At 41.9% G+C, this 22,325-nt stretch carries 22 protein-coding genes; 21 read left to right on the forward strand and 1 reads right to left on the reverse strand.

Going from position 1 to position 22,325, the window contains the following annotated elements; all coding sequences use genetic code 11:
• The first annotated feature begins 171 nt into the window (after positions 1–171).
• From AWH49_RS05050 to AWH49_RS05145, 21 genes are all read left to right on the forward strand, one after another.
• Positions 172–1,263, forward strand: coding sequence for a Ger(x)C family spore germination protein (locus AWH49_RS05050; RefSeq protein ID WP_063964868.1), 1,092 nt, complete (start codon positions 172–174; stop codon positions 1,261–1,263).
• A 203-nt stretch (positions 1,264–1,466) separates the two neighbouring features.
• Positions 1,467–2,099 (forward strand): TetR/AcrR family transcriptional regulator, encoded by a 633-nt coding sequence (locus AWH49_RS05055; RefSeq protein WP_063964869.1) that lies wholly within the window; start codon positions 1,467–1,469, stop codon positions 2,097–2,099.
• A gap of 218 nt (positions 2,100–2,317) precedes the next feature.
• Positions 2,318–3,154, forward strand: coding sequence for a substrate-binding periplasmic protein (locus AWH49_RS05060; protein ID WP_063964870.1), 837 nt, complete (start codon positions 2,318–2,320; stop codon positions 3,152–3,154).
• A 25-nt stretch (positions 3,155–3,179) separates the two neighbouring features.
• Entirely contained in the window at positions 3,180–3,821 is a 642-nt protein-coding gene (locus tag AWH49_RS05065; RefSeq protein ID WP_018394594.1) for an amino acid ABC transporter permease, read from the forward strand.
• Positions 3,822–3,837: 16 nt separating this feature from the next.
• The gene (locus AWH49_RS05070) at positions 3,838–4,584 is read left to right on the forward strand and encodes an amino acid ABC transporter ATP-binding protein (protein ID WP_063964871.1); all 747 of its coding nucleotides are present in this window, start codon (positions 3,838–3,840) and stop codon (positions 4,582–4,584) included.
• A gap of 20 nt (positions 4,585–4,604) precedes the next feature.
• Positions 4,605–5,027 carry an OsmC family protein gene (locus AWH49_RS05075; RefSeq protein ID WP_063964872.1) on the forward strand — a complete coding sequence of 141 codons (423 nt, stop codon included), beginning with the start codon at positions 4,605–4,607 and terminating at the stop codon, positions 5,025–5,027.
• Between the two features lie 169 nt (positions 5,028–5,196).
• Positions 5,197–5,883 carry a cell division ATP-binding protein FtsE gene (ftsE, locus tag AWH49_RS05080; protein ID WP_063964873.1) on the forward strand — a complete coding sequence of 229 codons (687 nt, stop codon included), beginning with the start codon at positions 5,197–5,199 and terminating at the stop codon, positions 5,881–5,883.
• On the forward strand, positions 5,873–6,757 hold the full coding sequence (gene ftsX / locus AWH49_RS05085) for a permease-like cell division protein FtsX (RefSeq protein WP_063964874.1): 885 nt from the start codon (positions 5,873–5,875) through the stop codon (positions 6,755–6,757). Before ftsE ends, ftsX begins: the two co-directional genes overlap by 11 nt.
• Before the next feature lie 35 nt (positions 6,758–6,792).
• Complete coding sequence (locus AWH49_RS05090; RefSeq protein WP_082862682.1) at positions 6,793–8,106, forward strand: murein hydrolase activator EnvC family protein; 1,314 nt, start codon at positions 6,793–6,795, stop codon at positions 8,104–8,106.
• 179 nt (positions 8,107–8,285) lie between these two features.
• A complete protein-coding gene (locus AWH49_RS05095; RefSeq protein WP_063964885.1) occupies positions 8,286–9,716 on the forward strand; it encodes an FMN-binding glutamate synthase family protein in 1,431 nt (476 codons plus the stop codon).
• A gap of 89 nt (positions 9,717–9,805) precedes the next feature.
• Positions 9,806–9,913, forward strand: coding sequence for a YjcZ family sporulation protein (locus AWH49_RS18980; protein WP_081898008.1), 108 nt, complete (start codon positions 9,806–9,808; stop codon positions 9,911–9,913).
• Positions 9,914–10,015: 102 nt separating this feature from the next.
• A complete protein-coding gene (locus AWH49_RS05100; protein WP_063964876.1) occupies positions 10,016–10,585 on the forward strand; it encodes a hypothetical protein in 570 nt (189 codons plus the stop codon).
• The gene (locus AWH49_RS05105; RefSeq protein WP_063964877.1) at positions 10,582–11,124 is read left to right on the forward strand and encodes a redoxin domain-containing protein; all 543 of its coding nucleotides are present in this window, start codon (positions 10,582–10,584) and stop codon (positions 11,122–11,124) included. The genes AWH49_RS05100 and AWH49_RS05105 overlap by 4 nt, the downstream gene beginning before the upstream one ends.
• Before the next feature lie 74 nt (positions 11,125–11,198).
• Positions 11,199–12,329, forward strand: coding sequence for a trans-sulfuration enzyme family protein (locus tag AWH49_RS05110; protein WP_063964878.1), 1,131 nt, complete (start codon positions 11,199–11,201; stop codon positions 12,327–12,329).
• Between the two features lie 88 nt (positions 12,330–12,417).
• Positions 12,418–13,611 carry a PDZ domain-containing protein gene (locus AWH49_RS05115; RefSeq protein WP_063964879.1) on the forward strand — a complete coding sequence of 398 codons (1,194 nt, stop codon included), beginning with the start codon at positions 12,418–12,420 and terminating at the stop codon, positions 13,609–13,611.
• Positions 13,612–13,746: 135 nt separating this feature from the next.
• A complete protein-coding gene (locus AWH49_RS05120; RefSeq protein ID WP_018394582.1) occupies positions 13,747–14,385 on the forward strand; it encodes a YfbR-like 5'-deoxynucleotidase in 639 nt (212 codons plus the stop codon).
• 64 nt (positions 14,386–14,449) lie between these two features.
• Positions 14,450–14,686, forward strand: coding sequence for a CsbA family protein (locus tag AWH49_RS05125; protein WP_063964880.1), 237 nt, complete (start codon positions 14,450–14,452; stop codon positions 14,684–14,686).
• 160 nt (positions 14,687–14,846) lie between these two features.
• Positions 14,847–16,823, forward strand: coding sequence for an excinuclease ABC subunit UvrB (uvrB, locus tag AWH49_RS05130; protein WP_063964881.1), 1,977 nt, complete (start codon positions 14,847–14,849; stop codon positions 16,821–16,823).
• A gap of 12 nt (positions 16,824–16,835) precedes the next feature.
• The gene (gene uvrA / locus AWH49_RS05135; protein ID WP_063964882.1) at positions 16,836–19,688 is read left to right on the forward strand and encodes an excinuclease ABC subunit UvrA; all 2,853 of its coding nucleotides are present in this window, start codon (positions 16,836–16,838) and stop codon (positions 19,686–19,688) included.
• Positions 19,689–19,758: 70 nt separating this feature from the next.
• Positions 19,759–20,937, forward strand: a complete 1,179-nt coding sequence (locus AWH49_RS05140) for a DUF4097 family beta strand repeat-containing protein (protein ID WP_063964883.1) — start codon at positions 19,759–19,761, stop codon at positions 20,935–20,937.
• Between the two features lie 26 nt (positions 20,938–20,963).
• Positions 20,964–21,311: a phage holin family protein gene (locus AWH49_RS05145; RefSeq protein WP_018394577.1), complete on the forward strand. Its 348-nt coding sequence runs from the start codon at positions 20,964–20,966 to the stop codon at positions 21,309–21,311.
• 200 nt (positions 21,312–21,511) lie between these two features.
• On the opposite strand, the gene AWH49_RS05150 is transcribed toward AWH49_RS05145, so the two are convergent.
• A complete protein-coding gene (locus AWH49_RS05150; RefSeq protein WP_063964884.1) occupies positions 21,512–22,027 on the reverse strand; it encodes a DUF421 domain-containing protein in 516 nt (171 codons plus the stop codon).
• Positions 22,028–22,325 lie beyond the last annotated feature (298 nt).

Raw genomic sequence — 22,325 nt, forward strand, 5'->3', positions numbered from 1 at the left:
GCTCTATGTGTTGGCTGTTCTCGTTATTCCAATCGCCATTGCCAGTGAAAATCGGGAGAAATTGGAGGAGATCGGGGGTAAACTCAATAACGTGTCCACGATCTTTCTCTTTTTCATCCCGATCGTGCTGCTGATTGTCGCGTTAATTCGAAAAAAACGGGAGGAATCGGTGTGAAAAAATGGGTTGGATTAGGGCTTTCCTGCCTGCTGCTGACAGGATGCTGGGATGAACGTCAGCTAAAAGATCAAAATATTATCTTCGGGGTAGCAATCGATGCGCCTTCAAAAGGAGAAATAACATTGACGTATGCCATTCCACAACCGGGCAGCGAATCGCAGCCGGCCAGTACAAAAAAAGTCATATCAGCAACGGGACGAACGGTTCGAGAGAGTGCAAGTAAAATCGATCAGAAAGTAGGTACCGATACGCAAATCGGAAAAATACGTGTTGTACTACTTAGTAAAGAGTCCGTTCAGCAGGATATTTATCCGCTGCTTGATAAATACTATCGGAATGCCTCAAGCCCGCTGAATGCAAAAATAATCATTACGGAAGGGGAGGCAGAATCATTTTTTAGAAATGAACTAGAAGGAGAACCGCTGTACAGTAACTATTACGCTGCGATGATTAAAAGTGCTGAATCCCTTGCACTGGTGCCAAAGACGAATATACAGCTATTCGCTTCGCCGCTTTTGGATGAAGGCGAAGATGCGATGGCTCCACTCATCAAGTTTAACAAAGAAGAGAAGGTCGCGGAAGTAACGGGGACGGCTCTTTTTCACAATAAACATATGGTCGAAGAATTGTCTGTAGCTGAAACGACCGTTTTACTTTTAATGAAAGACGAAAAGGGGAAAGAGACTGTGCTGACATTTCCAGTGGAAAAAGAGGAGAGTATTACGATTCGGGTTGAAAAAATGAAACGGAAAATGAACGTCCACGTGCCAAAGGACGGGCCGGTAACGGTTGATTTATCGTATCAATTGAGCTACCGTGTGACAGATTATCCGCCAGATCATTTAGAAGATAAAAAAGAAGTGAAAAAAGTGAACAAAAAACTGTCGGACCAAATCGAACAGTCGATGGACAAAACGATGGACAAAATAAAAGAAGCCAATTCGGATGTATTGGGCATCGGGCGCAAGGTGAACGCAAAAGATCCGGACCGGTTTAAACAATTAAAATGGGAAACCGCCTATCCAGAAGTGAACGTCAAGATTCATGTGAAAGCGGAGCTTATCGAAAGCGGCATTACGTTCTAACGTCTTGCAGGTCATTAAATATGGAACAGAAACATACGATGCATTTTCTGCTTTTTTAAAAGCGTATGGAACAAAATAGCAATGAAGAACCTATTAAAAAACGTCCATGAGGGCGTTTTTTAATAAAAAAAGTTGACTAAACACAAGTTTTCCAATAGGATTTAATTAACTGATGAGTCAGTTAAGGGAGGTGAACTCAAACTATGGAAAACGAGCAACAGGATTCCTCAACCATTGATCGAAAGGAGCAACTTTTAACCATTGCGCTGCAAATGTTTGCGCAGCAAGGGTATCATAAAACGAAAATTTCTGACATTGTCGCTGCAGCAGGCGTTTCACAAGGTACGTTCTACTGGCATTTTAAAAGCAAAGAAGCGATTGCAATGGAAATGATTCAAACAGGACGAGAACAAATTTTATCTGTTATATCAAAAGGGTATCGATCAAATTCCGGTACTGTTCAGGATTCCGTTCAGGCATCAAAGGAACTATTTGAACAATTATTTTTCTTTGCGGAGAATAATCGTTATTTCATGGAGCTGCTCTTTCGGGGAATCCGCTCTGAACGGATACTTCAAAAGATGATTGATCAAACGCGTTTTGACATTGAACGATCCTTTTCTAAAAATATCCAACGTGCCATTCAACTAGGTATCCTTCCAGCAGCAAAAGATCCAGCTCTTCAAGCTGCTTTATTAATGGGTCTAGTAGAGGGCATTATTGCGCGATGGCTTTTTAATAATCAAGAAAGCAGTGCAGCGATTCAAGAAATGACAGCGAAGGAACTGGCTTCGGAAATAGTTCGTTTTGAGTTTTTTGGTTTATTGGGTATTTAAATACCAGTCAACTACCCATCACTTAAACCGTGAAGGAAACTACATCACCAATCCATCGAAAAACTATGAACAGGTAAGTTTCAAAAATATCAGACGTTTACGACATCTGAATAATTGGGAATACCTAGTGATCAAAGAAAAAGCCGTTCATTTCCCACCTACATTTGGTTGAGGAAAGGGACTTCTGGCTAAATTCATTAAAAAAGGAGAGAAAAGAAATGAAAAAACAATCTTCATTCTTTACTGTATTTTTACTTGTAACGGTTTTTGCGCTTGTATTAAGTGCGTGTAGTTCGGGTGGAAATGAGTCATCAGATGGCGGGAAGCAAGCGGAAAAAGATTTACTTCAAACAATTAAAGATGAAGGTGTTATGAAAGTGGGGGTAATGGGTACATATCCTCCATACAACTTTTTGAGTGAAGACAAAGAAATGGACGGGTTTGATGCAGATATCGCTAAAGAACTGGCAAAGCGTCTCGGTGTAGAAGCAGAGTTTGTCGCACAGGAGTTTTCGGGCATTATCCCTGGCCTACAATCAAAGAAATTTGACGTTGTTGTCAGTCAGATGACGATTACTGATGAGCGCAAAGAACAAATGGATTTTACAGAACCATACATTAAAAATGAAGTGAAAGTCATTGTGTCTAAAGGAAATGATTCGATTAAAGGTGTAGAAGATTTTGTTGGTAAAAATATTGGTGTTGGTCTCGGTACAAACGATGAAACGTTTTTACGTACGGAGCTTCTTCCAAAAGTAGGAGAATTCAATATTAAAACGTATGATGATGTCGTGACGTCATTAAAAGACCTTGATGCAGGTCGTATTGATGCAACAATTAACAATATTTACGCTCTTAAACCAATCGTTGAAATTAATGGATTTGACATTAAAGCAGTGGGTGAAGCAGTGAAGTCGGATGAAGCGGGTGTTGCGATCCGTAAAGGAAACGAAAGCTTTTTAGAAGCACTTAATCAAGCATTGGCTGAAATGAAAGAAGATGGAACGTACAACGAAATCTTCAAAAAATGGTTTGGGGAAGAGCCATCTAACTAATTTTTGAAGTGGGAAGGAATTCACTATGGAACTGATTATCGAAAACCTGCCCTTTTTGTTGAAAGGTGCGTATTACACGTTATTAATTACCGTTGTGTCTATGTTTTTTGGCTTAATTATTGGCATTATTACAGCGATTGCCCGGCTTAAAGGCAATCGCTTCTTTCAAGGAATCGCACGGGTATACGTATCAATTATTCGTGGAACGCCGCCTCTCGTTCAAATTGTCATCGTTTATTATGGGCTTGTTGATTACGGCATTACACTCGGCCCATTAACAGCTGCTTATATCGCCCTTAGTATAAACATAGGCGCGTATGTATCAGAAACATTCCGTGGAGCGATTCAAGCCATTCCAAAAGGCCAGACAGAAGCAGCTATAGCAACAGGGATGACGGAGTGGCAGGCGATGAAGCGAATTATTTTGCCACAGGCGGTGCGTGTAGCGATCCCGCCTCTTGGAAACACATTTATCGGTATGCTGAAAGAAACGTCACTCGTATCCGTCATTACTGTAACGGAGCTTTTACGGTCCGCTCAGCTTTTAGTTGCTCAATATTATGTGTATATGCCATTTTATTTAGCAATTGCGGTTATGTATTGGATTATGAGTACAGCGTTTTCGATGATATTGAATAAAGTGGAGAAGCGATTATCCATTTATTAATAACGGTGGTGATGGAATGATTAAAATGTATGGAATATTTAAACACTTTCAAGATAATGAAGTGTTAAAAGAGATTAATATGGAAGTCGCTAATCGTGAAATTGTAGCGGTACTCGGTCCAAGTGGTTCGGGGAAAAGTACCCTTTTACGCTGTATTAATGGTTTGGAGGAAATCAGCTCTGGAAGAATGGATGTAAATGGTATTATGGTCGATGCAGCAGCTCCTAAAAAAACACGCCAAAAAAATGTACAAGCGATTCGATTGCAGACAGGGATGGTTTTTCAGCAGTTTAATTTATATCCACATAAAACAGTAATCGACAATGTAATTGAAGCACTCATTACGGTCAAAAAAACCCCGAAAGAGAAGGCCGTTCAAAAAGGGGAGACGCTTCTTAAGCGTGTTGGATTGATGGATAAGCGAAATGTATATCCATCCCGTCTGTCAGGAGGTCAGCAGCAACGTGTCGCGATTGCGAGAGCTCTTGCGATGGAACCGGCCATTATGTTGTTTGATGAACCTACGTCGGCTCTCGATCCAGAGTTAGTCGGCGAAGTGCTGTCCGTTATGCGTGAACTTGCCAATGAAGGAATGACGATGATGATCGTCACACATGAAATGAAATTTGCACGCGAAGTCGCAGATCGAATTTTGTTTATGGCGGACGGACGTATCGTGGAAGATGCCGCTCCAGCCCAATTCTTTTCTTCTCCGCAAAGTGAGCGGGCGAAGAAATTTTTACATCAAGTCATGGACAATTAATAAAGAAAGAAGTGATCCACATGCAAGTAAAAGCCATTTGGAATGGTGGACGATCTTTTTCAGCTTCCGGTCCTTCGGGATATGAGATGAATATGGACGCGACACCGGTTTATGGTGGTGAGGGAAAAGGGAATACACCGACTGAAATGCTGCTTGCTTCGTTGGCAGGGTGCATTGGAATTGATGTGACAATGATTCTAAAACCTCACCTTGAAGCAATTGACAGTATTGAAATCGAAGTAGATGGAATAAGAAAAGAAGAGCTACCGACTGCGTTTACCGGCGCGGCGGTGACGTTTCACGTAAAGGGAGATATAACACCGAAAAAAGTATGGCGGGCCATTAAACTTGGAAAAGAAAAATACTGTGCTGTTTCGGCTTCTCTAAAGGCAGATATCACCTTTAAATTGGTGTTAAACGGCATTGAAGAAGAACCCATTTAAAAACGTCCATCCGGGCGTTTTTTTTGTTGAAATAAAGAGAAGTGTGTTACAGCGTGAAATGAATCTGTAACATATTCTTTTCATTGTGACAATTGAAAGGATGCTATAATGTTTTGGGAGTCGAAAACAGGGTAATTGTGTCGGCTAAATAAAGAAACAAGGTGATTCAATGATCGAAATGCAAGGTGTGACAAAAAAATATCCGAACGGGGTCACGGCGCTCTCGGGCGTTGATGTCACAATTAAACAAGGCGAGTTTGTTTATATCGTCGGTCCGAGCGGTGCCGGGAAATCGACGTTTATTAAATTAATTTATCGTGAAGAAAAGCCGTCAGAAGGCAATGTCATTGTTGGCGGTATTAGTATAGTTGGACTTAGACAGCGTTCCATTCCAACATTGCGCCGTCAAGTCGGCGTTGTCTTTCAAGATTTCAAACTGTTGCCGCTATTAAATGTGTATGAAAATGTGGCGTTTGCACTTGAAGTCATTGAAGTAGAGCCAGCGGTCATTTACAAACAGGTAATGGAAGTGCTTGATCTTGTCGGATTGAAACATAAAGCGCGCATGCTGCCGACAGAATTATCGGGCGGAGAACAGCAGCGCATCGCGATAGCACGGTCGATCGTGAACAATCCGAAAGTGGTTATTGCCGATGAACCGACAGGGAATCTTGATCCGGATACATCGTGGGACATTATGCGCTTGTTTGAAACAATTAATGAGCGCGGCACGACGATTGTGATGGCCACGCATAATAAGGAAATTGTCAACACAATTCGCCGGCGCGTGATTGCGATAGAAAATGGACGGATTGCTCGGGATGAACAGCGGGGTGATTACGGCTATGAAGCCTAGAACATTCCGTCGTCATTTCAGAGAAAGTTTTAAAAATTTACGGCGTAACGGCTGGATGACATTTGCAGCGGTATCAGCCGTGACCGTTACATTGCTTTTGACCGGCGTTTTCCTTGTCATCATGCTGAATTTAAACAAAGTCGCAACAGACATTGAAAATGATGTGGAAGTGCGCGTTCATATTAAACTGCTCGCTGAAGAAAAGGATAAAGAGCAGCTCAGAATGCAAATAGAATCTCTACCAGAAGTAGAAAGTGTCGACTATTCTTCTAAAGAAGAAGAACTGCAAAACATGATTAAAGACATGGGTAGTGATTTTTCTTTATTTGAACAGAGTAACCCGCTTTACGACGTATTCATTGTGAAAACTGTGCGGCCTCAAGATACACCGAATGCTGCGCGGAAAATAGAACAGTTTGAATACACAGAAACAGCCGTTTACGGTGAAGAAAAAGTGGAGAATTTGTTCAGCTTTATGAAAACAGCCCGTAACATAGGAGTTGTACTCGTAGCCGGGCTGCTGTTCACAGCAATGTTTTTAATTTCAAATACAATTAAAATAACGATTTTTGCCCGCCGGAAAGAGATTGAAATTATGAAACTTGTTGGCGCGACGAACGGATTTATTCGCTGGCCATTTTTACTAGAAGGGTTATGGATTGGTCTGCTCGGTTCGCTTATTCCAATTGGAGCTATTTCCGTAGGTTATTATTATGCAGAACAGGCCCTTTCTGCCCGTCTATCAGCTCATTTTATTGAATTCATCGGCTACTTGCCGCTCGTACTGCCGGTAACGGGTTTGCTATTAATCATTGCCATTTTTATTGGCATATGGGGCAGCTTCATTTCAGTTAGACGATTTTTAAATGTATGAGAATAGTAGATACAGGAACGAGAGGGGAAAAGAAGTTGAAAAGACGTTCTTATATGACGCTTGTGATTGCGGCGTCGCTTGGATTCAGCCTCACAGGGGAGGCATTTGCTGCGAAACTTTCTGACCTTGAACAACGCAAGCAGGAGATTCAGTCACAAAAATCTGGGTTAGAAAGCAATATTAATGAGAAAGAACAACAAATTTCAGAACTTCAGCAGCAGCAAGATCAAATAACAGTAGAAATTCGTAAACTGGATCAAACGATATCTGAAACAGAATCGAAAATTCGCGCGAAAGAAACAGAGATAACAAAAACGAAAGCTGAAATCGAACGCCTTCGAGTTGAAATTAAAGAGTTGAAAATCCGTATTGCCGAGCGGACAGTCGTACTGGAAGATCGTGCGCGCTCTATTCAGCAAAGCGGCGGTTCTGCCAGTTACATAGATGTCTTACTTGGTGCAGAAAGCTTCAGTGATTTCATCAACCGTGCTACTGCTGTAACGACACTGGTAAACGCGGATAAAGATATTTTAGAAGAGCAAGAGAAAGATAAAAAACAGCTTGAAGAAAACGAACAAAAAGTAAAAGAGCAGCTCGCAAATTTAGAAACGATGCTAAAAGAACTTGAAGCGATGAACGCACAGCTTATTGAAAAACGTACAGCGAAAAACAACGTGATGAAAGGGCTTGTGGCGGATGAGCATGAAGCGCATCATACAAAGCTGAATCTTGAAGAAGAACAGTCATTGCTTGAATCACAGGAAGCGTCGATTCAAGAAGCGATTAGAGTAGAACAAGTGCGAATTGCTGAACAAAATCGTCTTGCTACAGAAGCGAAACAACGAGCACAAAAAGAAGCAACACAAAGAGCAGCTGCACACAAAGAAGCCGCTCAAACGCCAGCAGCTTCTACAGCAGAGACCACCCGTTCAACCGTCACACCGACTGATTCCGGCGGCATGTTTATGCGCCCGGCACAGGGAACCTTTACATCCGGATTCGGCACACGTGACCTGGGCGACCACAAAGGTGTCGACATCGCCAACAGCGCGAGTGTCCCGATTGTAGCAGCGGCAGACGGTGTAGTTAGCCGTTCGTATTACTCAGATACATACGGAAATGCAATCTTTATTTCTCATTCTATAAACGGTCAAATATACACGACTGTTTATGCTCATATGTCAGAACGTATTGTGCAAGGCGGCAGCGTTCAAAAAGGCCAGACCATTGGCTACATGGGGAACACCGGCCAGTCATTCGGTCAGCATCTTCACTTTGAAATTCATAAAGGCCCATGGACACTCGGCAAAGAAAACGCCGTCGATCCAGCTCAATATATTAATTTGTAAATGTTTAAGGGGTTGTCTCAAAAGAAATAATTGAGACAACCCTTTTTGTATGCAATCACATCGTATAACATAAATTTCTTCTTTTGGGGGAACAATGAGAATCGTGAACTGTTTGTTTAATTTTATGAAATAGTGGAGAGGTGAATCGGTTGAACGTCTTAAATTATGTGGCTTTCGCGATGATTGCCATATTATTTGTCCTTTTTATATTTATGCTTTTTGGTTGGCGTTGGATAGCCAAACGAATGGTTAAAAAAATGGGGAAAATTGTTTTAACAGACAGCTATCAAGAAAATATTATTGAATTAATGCCGGGCCTACGGCATATGGGCATTCAAAATGTACTTGAAAATAGCTTGCGTACAGAAACAGGAGATCTCCTTCACCGTCCAATGGGCTCTTCAAAAAAATGGCCACATTTTGATCCGATTACCTTTATCCCTGCACAGACGACACCGTTTCCAATAGATGGTGAAGAAGATGTAGACACTAAGGTAACGATTGGTCCAAAAGCAAAAAAACCAATGGAAATAAAAGTACCGTTTATGATCAGTGGAATGGCTTATGGGATCGCACTTAGTGAAGAAGTGAGGCTTGCTTTGGCTGAAGCAGCTAAAAATTTAGGAACAGCCATTAATTCTGGTGAAGGGGGAGTCTTACCAGAAGAGCTAGACAAAGCAGGTAAGTATATTTTACAGTTTTCGAAAACAAAATGGTCAAAAGAAGAGGAACTTATTAAGCGGGCAGACATGATTGAGATTAAATTAGGACAGGGTGCGTTACTTGGGATGGGCGGAAAAATCTCACCTAAAAATTTAACAGGCCGTGCTCGTGAAGTGATGGGTCTTAAGGAAAATGAGGATGCCGTCATTTTTGAACATTTTTATGAAAATCAAACATTAGAAGATCTTAAAGGACTTGTTGAGAAACTGCGGAACCTATCAGACGGTGTACCCATTGGTGTAAAAATGGGGGCGGGTGGTAAAATTGAAGAAGATATTGATCATGTATTAAGCATGGGTGTTGATTACATTGCGATTGATGGTGGACAAGCGGCTACAATGGGTGCCCCTCCCATTTTATCTGATGACTTTGGAATACCGACATTGCATGCGGTTGTCCGGGCTGTTAATCATCTAGAAAAGAGAAAAATGAGGGATCAAGTTAGTTTAATTGTCTCAGGTGGGATGCTTACTCCTGGCCACTTTTTAAAAGCTCTCGCACTCGGTGCTGATGCTGTTTATTTAGGATCGGTTATGTTATTTACTGTCTCACATAGTCAAACATTGGATGCATTGCCATTTGAACCACCTACACAAGTTGTTTGGAATCACGGGAAATTTAGGAACCAATTCAAGCCTGAAGAAGGAGCAAAAGCAGCAGAAAAATTTTTAACATCATGTACGGAAGAAATAGAAATTGGATTAAGAGCAATGGGAAAACGATCTTTAAAAGAGCTGTCCAAAAAAGATTTAGTATCTTATGATCAATTGACCGCACAAATGGTTGGCATTCCATTTTCATTTGAACCTTTTGAGAAGACAGACAAAACTCTTGTGAAGACAGACAGTAAGAGAAATGTAGTATTTGGGAAAATAAAGTTAAAATAAAGGATTGGCGATCGGATAGGCCGGCCGCCCTGCCGATGATTCATCTCCTGCATATTCTGTAAGAGTAGGGAGCGGGGAGGTGGATTGGCATGAGTGAACGTAAAGAAAATAATTTCGGCGGTGGCTACGCATTGATTGTTGTTCTGTTCATCTTGCTTATTATCGTCGGCGCAGCGTACATTGGCTGGGGAAGCTAATACATGAAAGCCGCTAGACAAGCGGCTTTTTTTATTTTTTATCCATAAATATATGAAATGATCATAAATGGATCATATGATAATATAGTAGAAGGAGACGATATGGAATTTATTCAAATTGCTAATGTGACAATGCCTATTCAACAGCTAGCTGCTATCATTGCCTTGTTTGGCGCTTGGCTATACGTGCGTATTCAATACGGAAAATCGTTCGCGGACCGCTTTGGTAATACCGCTTTTTTATTCGTGATCGTCTGGAAATTCAGCATCATTCTTTTTCAATTCCCGCTCGTCTTACAAGCACCGATATCTATTCTCTATTTTAACGGAGGCACATACGGATTCTGGCTGGGACTTGCTGTCGCGCTTTTATATGCTTATATCAAAAAAATGCCGTCTTTTAAAATGGCGGGAGCGTGGGCTTCAATCATCGTCTTGTATCCGCTCGCTTCGTCCGCATTGCTAGGTGCGTGGACGGTTTGGACCTTCATACAAGCAGCGGGAAGCATTCTCTTTTTCTTTGTGGCGAAAGAAGGGCTAGAGCGCGCACTCACATTGCTCTTATTTTGGCAGCTGCTCTTTTTATCAGCAGAAGGCCGTCTTATTGGGATGGAATCACTCGTATACATAATCGTCACAGCCTATTTTATTATTTGGAGGAAGAAAACATGAACAAAAAATGGTTTGGTGTCCTCTTGCTGGCCTTCTTAATCGGGATTGCTGGGTTTAATTTGTACAGCGACCGGAAAGATGTCACGGAAATTGAAAACACCGGGATGGCCGTTAATGACGACGCAACAGGTATTGCGCAAGGCGAAAAAGTACCTGATTTCACCGTGAAAACGCTGGATGGCAAAGAAGTAAAGCTGTCTGACTATGAAGGGAAAAAAGTGTTTTTAAATTTCTGGGCAACATGGTGTCCGCCATGTAAAGCGGAAATGCCGCATATGCAGTCTTATTATGATGAGAAGCCGGAAAACATCGAAATACTCGCGATTAATTTAGAAGAAAGCAGCAAGAAAATTAGTGAATTCGTCGATCAGTACGGATTAACGTTTCCGGTTTTAATGGATGAAGACGGAAAGGTAGCGGAAACATTTGAAGTGTACACGATTCCCACAACGTACGTGTTAAACGAAGACGGCACCGTCTACCAAAAAATTATCGGTCCGATGGATGAACCGATGATGAAAGAATTAATGAAAGAGTAATCCGTCTATAATAGACGGATTTGTTTTTGTGCAAATTCGGGAATATAATAAATAAGGGAAAAGGAGTGAGGAATTTGGACTCATTTAATACGAAAGCCATACATGGCAAAAAATTGCCGACATCCATTCGGAGTAAAGTAACGCCTATTTATCAAACATCGGTGTTTTCATTCGATAGTTTAGAAGAGATGGAAGGCTATTATAGTGGAGATTCACCTTATTTATACACGCGTGTCGGCAACCCGAATGCGGATGAACTGGCAAATGTTACAGCACGTCTTGAAGGAGCGCCTGCCGGGGTGGCCGCATCTTCTGGTCTCGGTGCTATTATGGCTGCCGTGCTTGCGGTGGCGAAAAGTGGTGACCATCTCGTCGCAGCGCACGATGTATACGGCGGAACCTTTTATATGTTAAAAGAAGAACTGGTCCGCATGGGGATTGAGACTTCATTCGTTGATTTTGAAGATGAACAGGCGATTGAAGCGGCGATTCGTCCGGAAACCGTTATTTTATATACAGAATCGGTCACTAATCCGTTTTTGCGTGTTGAAAATTTGGAAGCAATGACGGCTGTCGCCAAAAAACATAATCTTGTTTTGATTGTTGATAATACGTTTGCAACGCCTTATCTCGTCCAGCCGTATGCGCTTGGTGCAGATATTGTTGTTCATTCAGCGACGAAATACATTGGTGGACATAGCGATGTATCAGCTGGCGTGTTATGCGGAAAAGAAGAATACGTCGAATCTGCCCGCAGCCGCATTGTGAACATCGGTTTAAATTTAAGCCCATTCGAATCATGGCTTGCGTGCCGTGGAGCGAAAACACTCGGCCTCCGGATGGAGAGACAATCAGCGAATGCACAAAAAGCCGCAGATTGGCTCGCCTCACAGCCAAAAGTAAAAAAAGTGTTTTATCCAACGACCGTATCTGACAAAGGAAATGGCGCGATTGTTACCATTCATCTTGCGGATGATGCCGATGAATCAGGCTTTTTCCGTTCACTCGGCTGGATTCAGCTCGTTCCATCACTTGCGGGTGTCGAAACGACAGTGTCATGGCCGTTCGGTACGTCCCATCGCGCTTTGTCACCGGAAGAAAAGCAGACAGTCGGTGTATCAGAAAAGACGGTTCGTATCTCGATCGGAATTGAAGCAGCAGCTGATATTATCGGCCAGCTTGAGAACGCATTGGCTGGCGCTTGACGAAAAAGTGTCTTGACAGTTAACGCTCGTCCAAACTTTCTGTTACAATAAAGGAAAGAATTGTGTGCAACGTTTTGGAGGGACACTTATGGCTTTAGACTGGCTCTTACAATTGGCTTCTGCTGCGTTAAAATTATTTATTCATCCTATTTTTTATTTCTCATTCATTCTTGCGTTTATCGTTGGGATGTTTCGTGTAACGCGTGAACGAAAAGATTTCAGCACGCGCATCTATGATATTTATCAGGAAATCCGGTTTATTTTGCCATCGAGCCTTGCGATTGGTACTGTGTTATCTGTGATCACGATAGCCGCCGGACTGGCATTGCCATCGGGACTGCTCAACTTTATAGCAGCGGTTTTAATTATCTTCAGCATCGGAGGCTTTTTTCTTTTGTCACCAGCATGGACGATGGGGGCCGCTTACGGCATATTCGTTTTATCGGACTGGTTTGACTATCCGTTTATTCCGTATGACAACCTGAATTTAAACGCGATTTTGTCCGTGCTTTCGATTGTTACCGCGCTTCTCGTCATAGCAGAAGGCGTGCTGATCCGCAAGCGAGGTCACCAAGGCACATCACCGCGTATTGAAACGAGTAAACGCGGCTTAAAAACGGCTGTGCATCTTGCACGCCGGCTCTGGCTCGTTCCTGTCTTTTTACCGGTTCCATCGAGTAGACCACTCACTTCGTTCGCGGACTGGTGGCCGGTTATTGATACAGGTGCTGTCTCTTATAGTTTCGTTTTATTTCCGTTTTTGATCGGATTTTCGATGACAGTAAGAAGTACATTGCCATCACTTGCTGTTAAATCGACTGGGAAAAGTGTCATCATAGCCGGTGTATTCACGCTATTCATCGCGATCTTATCTTACTGGATCTGGCAGTTGTCTGCGGTCGCTGTTTTGTTTGCGGCACTTGCTCGCCTAGCGATTATGCTCCGTCATTACAATTATGAAAAACACCGTTCTTACTTTTTCACGAAGCAATCGAAAGGAATCATTATTGCCGGCGTTCTTCCCGCATCACCTGCACGGAAAATGGGGCTTGATATTGGTGAAATCGTAACGAAAGTAAACGATGTACAGGTTAGCAGTGAACCTGAATTTTACAAAGCACTCCAAAAAAATGCGGCGTACTGCAAACTTGAGGTGATTGGGACGAATGACCAGCTTCGTTTCGTACAAGGATCCATTTATGCAAATGACCATCATGAACTCGGCTTAATTTTTGCGCCTGAAGAAAAAGAATATATGGATGACTCCATATTTACTGATTAGACGCCCTCATTGCAGGGCGTTTTTTGTGTCAAAAAATGAAATGCGCCCATTTTTAGTCAAATAGAGTAGATTTTCTTTTTTTTGTATACATTTGCCGGTACAATAGGCATAATATGCGGAAAAGGAGCAAACAACATGGGTGTACATACATATTTTAAAAGTTTGTCAGATCTTGAACATTTGTACCGACTGCCAGGGAAATTTAAATTTCAGACGCATACAGTTGCTGCGCACTCCTTTAAAGTGACGAAAATCGCGCAATTTTTAGGTACGGTAGAGGAACTGGCCGGTGAGAAAGTCAATTGGCGGTCACTTTATGAAAAGGCGCTTAATCACGATTATGCAGAGCTGTTTACAGGAGATATTAAAACACCGGTCAAATATGCGACTGTTGAATTGAAGGAATTGTTTTCACAGGTAGAAGAACAGATGTCACGTAAATTTATTGAAGAGGAATTTCCAAAAGAATTTCATGAAGCATATTTGAGACGATTGAAAGAAGGAAAAGATGGATCGCTTGAAGGGCGTATTTTATCCGTTGCCGATAAAGTGGATTTGCTTTACGAAGCATACGGTGAAATTTTAAAGCGCAACCCGGATCCGCTCTTTTTTGAAATTTATGAAGAAGCGTTAAATACGATTTTAAAATTCAAAGAGCTGCATTGTGTAAAATATTTCGTTGAACATATCATGCCAGACATGCTTGCGGAGAAGTTTATGCCGCATAGTGAATTGCGTGATTTAACGGAGCGCATTATTCACCGTCATGAGTAATCTATTCTTTTCACTTACTAATAAATGAGCTATGATAAAAGAAAACAATTTTAGGAGGACGCAGATGGTCGATAAGATGATCTTGGCGTTGTTGATACCTGCTTTGCTTGTGGTCTTGTTTTCACGCGTGACATACAACCAGTTTGTTGGTCTTGTGCTAACGGTCGCGCTTATTGCTGCATCTGCCTATAAAGGATATACCCATACGTGGGAACTCATTATTATTGATGCTGCTTCGTTGACAGCTGGTTTATGGCTGTCCAACCGGATGATGAAACAGTTGAAATTAAAATTAAACTGACACCGAAAAATTTTTTGGTGTTTTTTTTATTAAGAAATGAGCAACAGCGCTCGATCCGAACTAGTGTGCGCTTTCCGCTGGCATTTTTTGTTTCGTTCATGTTAAAATGGGAATTATAAATAAACGAGAATGCTAAAGGAATTAAAGGGGGACCTGTACGTTGGAGCAGGAATTTAAATTAGTATCAAAATATAAACCGGAAGGCGATCAACCGGCAGCGATTGCTGAACTCGTTGCCGGAATTGAGAGCGGGAAAAAACATCAAACGTTGCTTGGTGCGACGGGTACGGGAAAAACCTTCACCATTTCTAATGTTATTAAAGAAGTAAAGAAGCCGACACTCGTTATTGCACATAATAAAACACTTGCTGGCCAGCTATACAGCGAGTTTAAAGAGTTTTTTCCAGATAACGCAGTTGAATATTTTGTTAGTTTTTATGACTATTATCAGCCAGAAGCGTATATGCCGCATACCGATACGTTTATTGAAAAAGATGCAACTGTGAACGACGAAATCAATGAAATGCGCCATTCCGCAACGTCGTCTTTATTTGAACGTAAGGATGTTATCATTATCGCGTCCGTCTCGTGCATTTACGGACTTGGTTCTCCCGAAGAATACAGTGAATTGGGCATTTCACTGCGAAAAGGTATGGAAATCGGCCGCAATGAAATGCTGAGACGGTTTGTTGATATCCAATATGAAAGAAATGATATTGATTTTAAGCGTGGGACGTTCCGTGTGCGTGGCGATGTTGTGGAAATCTTACGTGCATCCCATGATAACTATTGCATCCGTATTGAATTTTTCGGTGATGAAATTGACCGAATAAGAGAAGTGGATCCGCTTACCGGCGAAATTCTCGGCGACCGTGATCATGTATTCATTTTCCCGGCGTCTCACTTCGTTACCCGTGAAGAAAAACTGAACAAGGCGATCGAGAGTATTGAGGAAGAGCTGGAAGCACGGTTAACAGAGCTGCGTGCAGAAGAAAAATTGCTCGAAGCGCAACGGCTTGAACAGCGGACGCGCTACGACCTCGAAATGATGCGCGAAATGGGTTTTTGCTCGGGCATTGAAAACTACTCGCGTCATTTAACGCTTCGTCCGCCTGGTTCAACACCGTATACGTTGCTTGACTATTTTCCCGATGACTTTTTAATGGTCATCGATGAATCGCACGTGACATTGCCTCAAGTGCGTGGCATGTATAACGGTGATCAGGCACGGAAGCAGGTGCTTGTCGATCATGGTTTCCGTCTGCCGTCTGCGAAAGACAACCGGCCGCTGACATTTACTGAATTTGAAGATCATATTCGTCAAGTTGTATACGTGTCGGCAACGCCGGGTCCGTATGAACTTGAACAAACACCAAACATGACTGAGCAAATTATTAGACCGACCGGATTACTTGATCCAACAATTGAAATTCGACCGATTGAAGGACAGATTGATGATTTACTCGGCGAAATTAATGACCGTGTGGCGAAAAATGAACGTGTGCTTGTCACAACATTGACGAAAAAAATGTCCGAAGATTTAACCGATTATTTAAAAGAGGTCGGTGTGAAAGTACAATATTTGCATTCGGAAGTGAAAACGCTTGAGCGAATTGAAATTATTCGTGATTTGCGTATCGGAAAATATGATGTGCTTGTAGGCATTAACTTGTTAAGGGAAGGACTTGATATTCCAGAAGTGTCACTCGTGACCATTTTGGATGCAGATAAAGAAGGATTCCTTCGTTCAGAGCGGTCGCTCATTCAAACGATGGGTCGGGCTGCTCGTAACTCGGAAGGGCATGTCATTATGTATGCCGACAAAATCACGGAATCAATGACAAAAGCAATAGATGAAACGAAACGCCGTCGTGAAATTCAAGAAGCATATAACGTGAAGCATGGTGTGACACCGACGACGATTCAAAAAGATATTCGCGATGGGATCCGTGTGACACAAGTAGCTGAAGATGGTGGCACGTATACATCAAAAACAACTGGGAAGAAAATGACAGCAAAAGAGCGTAATAAGCTGATTATAAGTCTTGAAGCGGAAATGAAACAAGCAGCTAAAGCGCTTGATTTCGAACGAGCTGCTGATCTTCGCGATGCATTGTTTGAACTGAAATCAGAATAGAGGTGAGTTTTCATGGCTATTGATCATATATCGGTAAAAGGGGCACGTGCCCATAATTTGAAAAACATTGATATAACGATTCCACGAGACCAGCTTGTCGTATTGACAGGACTATCTGGATCGGGGAAATCATCACTTGCATTTGATACGATTTATGCGGAAGGCCAGCGGCGCTATGTCGAGTCTCTATCTGCCTATGCCCGTCAGTTTTTAGGACAGATGGATAAACCGGATGTTGATTCAATTGAAGGATTATCACCGGCGATTTCGATTGATCAGAAGACAACGAGCCGCAACCCGCGCTCGACCGTCGGGACGGTAACAGAAATATATGATTACTTGCGTCTATTGTATGCAAGGGTCGGCCGTCCAGTTTGTCCGATTCACGGGATTGAAATTTCATCACAGACGATCGGACAGATGGTTGACCGCCTGATGGAACTTGAAGACCGGGCGAAAATACAAGTGCTGGCACCGGTTATTTCCGGACGAAAAGGGACGCATGCTAAAGTATTTGAAGATGTGAAACGGCAAGGGTACGTACGTGTCCGCGTTAACGGGGACATGCGTGATCTTGAGGAAGAGATTGAGCTTGAGAAAAATAAAAAGCATTCGATTGAAGTCATTATTGATCGGATTGTCATTAAAGAAGGGATAGAGGCGCGTCTTGCTGATTCACTTGAAACGGCGCTTCGTCTCGGTGAAGGCAACGTTATTATTGATGTCATGGAAAAAGAAGAACTGCTGTTCAGTGAACATCACGCTTGCCCGCACTGTGGTTTTTCAGTTGGCGAACTTGAACCGCGTATGTTCTCATTTAATAGCCCATACGGTGCGTGTCCGACATGTGATGGCCTTGGTATGAAGAAAAAAGTCGATGTTGATCTCGTTATATCAAATCGAGAGCTGTCACTTAATGAAAATGCCATCGCTCCATGGGAACCAGTTAGTTCGCAGTATTATCCGCAGCTATTAAAAGCAGTGTGTCTACATTACGATATTAATATGGATACGCCGGTGACAGAGTTGCCTGACGATCAATTAGACAAGCTGTTAAACGGTTCAGGAAAAGATAAAATCCGCTTCCGTTACGAAAATGATTTCGGACAGATCCGAGACAACCAGATTGAATTTGAAGGTGTGTTAAACAATGTTGAACGCCGGTATAAAGAAACAAGTTCTGATTATATACGCGATCAAATGGAGAAATACATGGGCGAGTCGAAATGTCCGACATGTAAAGGGCACCGTCTAAAAAGAGAAAGCCTAGCTGTGAAGATTACTGGATTAACGATTTCACAGGTGACCGATTTTTCCATTCAAGAAACAGCAGACTTTTTTAAAGACATCGAATTAACAGAGAAAGAAATGCAAATTGCACGGCTTGTTTTACGGGAAATTGGTGAAAGGCTCGGCTTTTTAATTGATGTGGGGCTTGATTATTTAACATTAAGCCGTGCTGCGGGTACGTTATCAGGCGGTGAAGCACAGCGCATCCGATTAGCGACACAAATTGGTTCGCGCTTAACAGGTGTGTTATACATTCTCGATGAGCCATCAATTGGCCTCCATCAGCGCGATAATGACCGCTTAATTCGTACGATGCAAAACATGCGTGACATCGGCAACACACTGATTGTTGTGGAGCATGATGAAGATACGATGATGGCCGCTGATTATTTAATTGACATTGGTCCTGGTGCAGGTGTTCATGGCGGTGAAGTAATTGCAGCCGGTACACCGGAAGAAGTAATGAAAAACGACAAGTCACTAACCGGACGATATTTATCCGGTGACAAATTTATTCCGCTTCCGGACGAGCGCCGCAAACCGGATGGGCGCTGGATTGAAGTGACTGGTGCGAAAGAAAATAATTTGAAAAATGTCAAAGCGAAATTTCCGCTTGGCTTGTTTACAGCAGTTACCGGAGTGTCCGGATCAGGGAAAAGTACACTCATCAATGAAATTTTGTACAAATCACTTGCGCAACAACTGAATAGAGCAAAAAGCCGGCCTGGTGTACATAAAGAAGTGAAAGGCATCGACCAGCTTGAAAAAGTAATTGATATTGATCAGTCGCCAATCGGCCGGACACCGCGATCTAATCCGGCAACGTATACCGGTGTATTTGATGATATTCGGGATGTATTTGCGCAGACAAATGAAGCAAAAGTGCGCGGCTATAAAAAAGGCCGCTTCAGTTTTAATGTAAAAGGTGGGCGCTGTGAAGCATGCCGTGGCGATGGGATTATCAAGATTGAAATGCATTTTTTGCCTGATGTATACGTGCCATGTGAAATATGTCATGGCAAGCGGTATAACCGGGAAACACTTGAAGTAAAATACAAAGGAAAAAATATTTCAGATGTGCTTGAAATGACTGTCGACGATGCACTCCTCTATTTTGAAAACATCCCGAAAATTAGTCGAAAGCTACAGACGATTGTAGATGTTGGATTAGGCTACATAACGCTTGGTCAGCCGGCCACGACTCTTTCCGGTGGGGAAGCACAACGTGTAAAACTAGCATCAGAACTGCACCGCCGTTCAAATGGACGCTCTTTTTATATTCTGGATGAGCCGACGACCGGCCTTCATACAGACGACATTGCAAGGCTTCTGGATGTATTGCAGCGGCTCGTTGAAAACGGCGATACGGTTCTTGTTATCGAGCACAATCTCGACGTCATTAAAGCAGCTGACTACGTAGTCGATCTTGGTCCTGAAGGCGGCGATAAAGGAGGAACCATTGTGGCGTCTGGTTCACCAGAAGAAATTGCTGATACAAAAGAATCGCATACTGGCTACTATCTGAAGAAAATTTTAGAACGTGACCGGGAACGGATGGCTGTACATTCAAAATAAAGTGAAACTTTTCAATCGGTGCTTACGTATGTGGTAGTAATAGACAAATACAATGGAGGTTTCACAATTTATGAGTGAAGAAAAGATTCGTATTTTGAAAATGTTGGAATCAGGCATTGTTTCGGCGGATGAAGCAGTAAAATTGATTGAAGCACTGGAAAAAAGCAATGCGACAACAGGTGCATCATCAAAATCAACTGAAAGCTCAAAAGGAATTGGCGGCTTTTTTGATGAGTTAGAGAAAATCGGTCAAAAAATTACCGGACAGCGTCCAAATACAGATACGATTCATCAGTCAAAAGATAAATTGTTTGAGTTTATGCAAACAGCGATGCAGCGTATTAAAGACGTTGAATTACCGTTCATTGGCAAAGGTACCGAGTTTACACACGTGTTTCATGAAACAGATGTCACACCGAGCCGCCTGAAAATTGAAACGGCAAATGGGGCTGTTACGATTCGTACATGGGAAGGACCAGGAGTGAAAGCAGAGTGCCATGTGAAAGTATACGGTGCCAGTGCAGAAGAAGAAGCACATGAGTCTTTTTTAAAAAATAGCACTTTTTATGCGCGTGAAGATAAATTATCGTTTTCCGTTGGCTTAAAACTAATGAAAACAGATGTGACGTTGTACGTTCCATTGACAGCGTTAGATGACATTTCGGTGAAATTGTTTAATGGTGCATTCGATATGCGTGACATTGATACTGAAAAGCTTGAAGTGCGCGCGGCGAATGGAAAAATCGAACTGAAAAACGGAAAAATGACCACGCTTGAAGCGGAAACAGGCAATGGTCCGATTCGTATTGTGGACTGCGACGGCGAACGTGCCGAGTTGAACTCATTTAATGGGGCTATCCATACAGTCGGTACATTCCGCTTTGCCGATTTGAAATCGTTTAACGGAAACATTTTGTATGATACGAAATCGGACCTGGCAGAAGCCGTTAAAGCGGAATCAATGACAGGCAATATTGAATTGTACGTTCCACAGGAGTTGTCAGTAAAAGGCGAAATTCGCACGACAGCCGGTCGCCTGCAACTTCCGGAAACTGGAATGGCTAATGTGACAGAGAAAGACGAACGTATTCAAAAGTCGCTGAAGTTCGAAAGTGACAACCTGTCTGATGGACGCCATCTTGTGATTGATGCGGAAACAAAAACAGGTTCCATCACACTGCGGGCATCTTCGCTTCATCAAACGCCACCGCCGGCTAACCCAGATAATTCATTGGGCGAAGGTATTTAATTTTAAGAACTAAGGGAGTTTTCTGCATGGGCTGGCTTATTAGTGTGCTCATTAATGCTGTACTATTCGTGGCGCTTTCTGGATATTTTCCGGGATTGTATGTGGACAGTTTTTTATCTGCGGTCATCGCAAGTCTTGTTCTATCTATTTTGAACTTGCTTGTTCGCCCGTTTCTCATTATTTTGACGCTGCCGATTACGATGCTGACGCTCGGGCTTTTCTTGTTCATTATTAACGCAGTAACCTTATTAATGACAGATGGTATTATGGGCTATGCATTTGAAATTGAAAGCTTCGGTCTTGCGATCATCATTGCGATTGCCATGGCTTTCGTCAATATCGTCCTGCAAATGACCATTTTACGAAAAAAATAAAAACAGGAAGCCCCCGGTTAAACATACTATAATTAGAAGAGGATACTATGTCCAATATGAGGGCATAGGTCCTCTTTTTCTTTACCCTTTTTTGTACTAACTAGCACTATAATTGAATAATAATTATCATTTGAAAAGCACTCCCAAGTTAAAAATGAGTGCTTTTTAAATTAAAGAGAAATAATGATTTTTTCTTAGCTTTACTTAGATTCAAGAATTTTTGTTTCAATTAGTCGCACCAAATTTTGAATGTCCTGCTTAGTTGCAGGCTGTGAGTTTGGCTTCAATTTATATCCAATTTGCCCATTCACTTCTAATGACGCCCACGCTACATCGTTAATTGAGGTTATTCCCAACTGGTGTAAACGCATTTTTAGATTTTCAGTTGTAAGACGTGTCTTTTTCATATTTTTCATATTTAAGATCCCATCTTCAATAATGATAGTTGACTTACCAGTTAGTAATAATTCTAATGAATCAAATTTTAATTTAAGAAACTGAAACACAAATACAGTTAGTATAAGTATAGAAGCAACACCAAAACTTGTCCAGATACCCTTATTTTCAATTGGACGACTTAGTAATGGACCAATTGTACTCATTAACACAAGTTCAGAAACTGTCAATTTAGAAATAGAGTTTCTTCCAGCTATTCTTAATAAAAGCGTTCCCATGATAATAATTAGCACTGCTTTCCAAACAAAATCAAGTTGCATATAATCATCCTTTTTAACTTAATGTTTCAAAGTGAGTTACAAAATATTCATTAATATTGACAGAGTGTGTGTGTAGGCTTCTAAAATCGTTGACAATATCTCAGGAGAATTCTCAATTTACCATAAAGGAGAAATTCGTAAAGCTATTAAAGAAGAATGCGAAGGATTAGAAATAGCTGCCGTTTGGGAAGCAGAGCATATAATCGACAGAATAATATGCGATGATCAATGGACTTTTGATTAAACATTGCTTATTCAACTCCCATGAAAATTAAAATCTCCGATTTAGAGAAAAAGG

The organism is Domibacillus aminovorans, from assembly GCF_001643235.1.
Lineage (GTDB): Bacteria > Bacillota > Bacilli > Bacillales > Domibacillaceae > Domibacillus > Domibacillus aminovorans.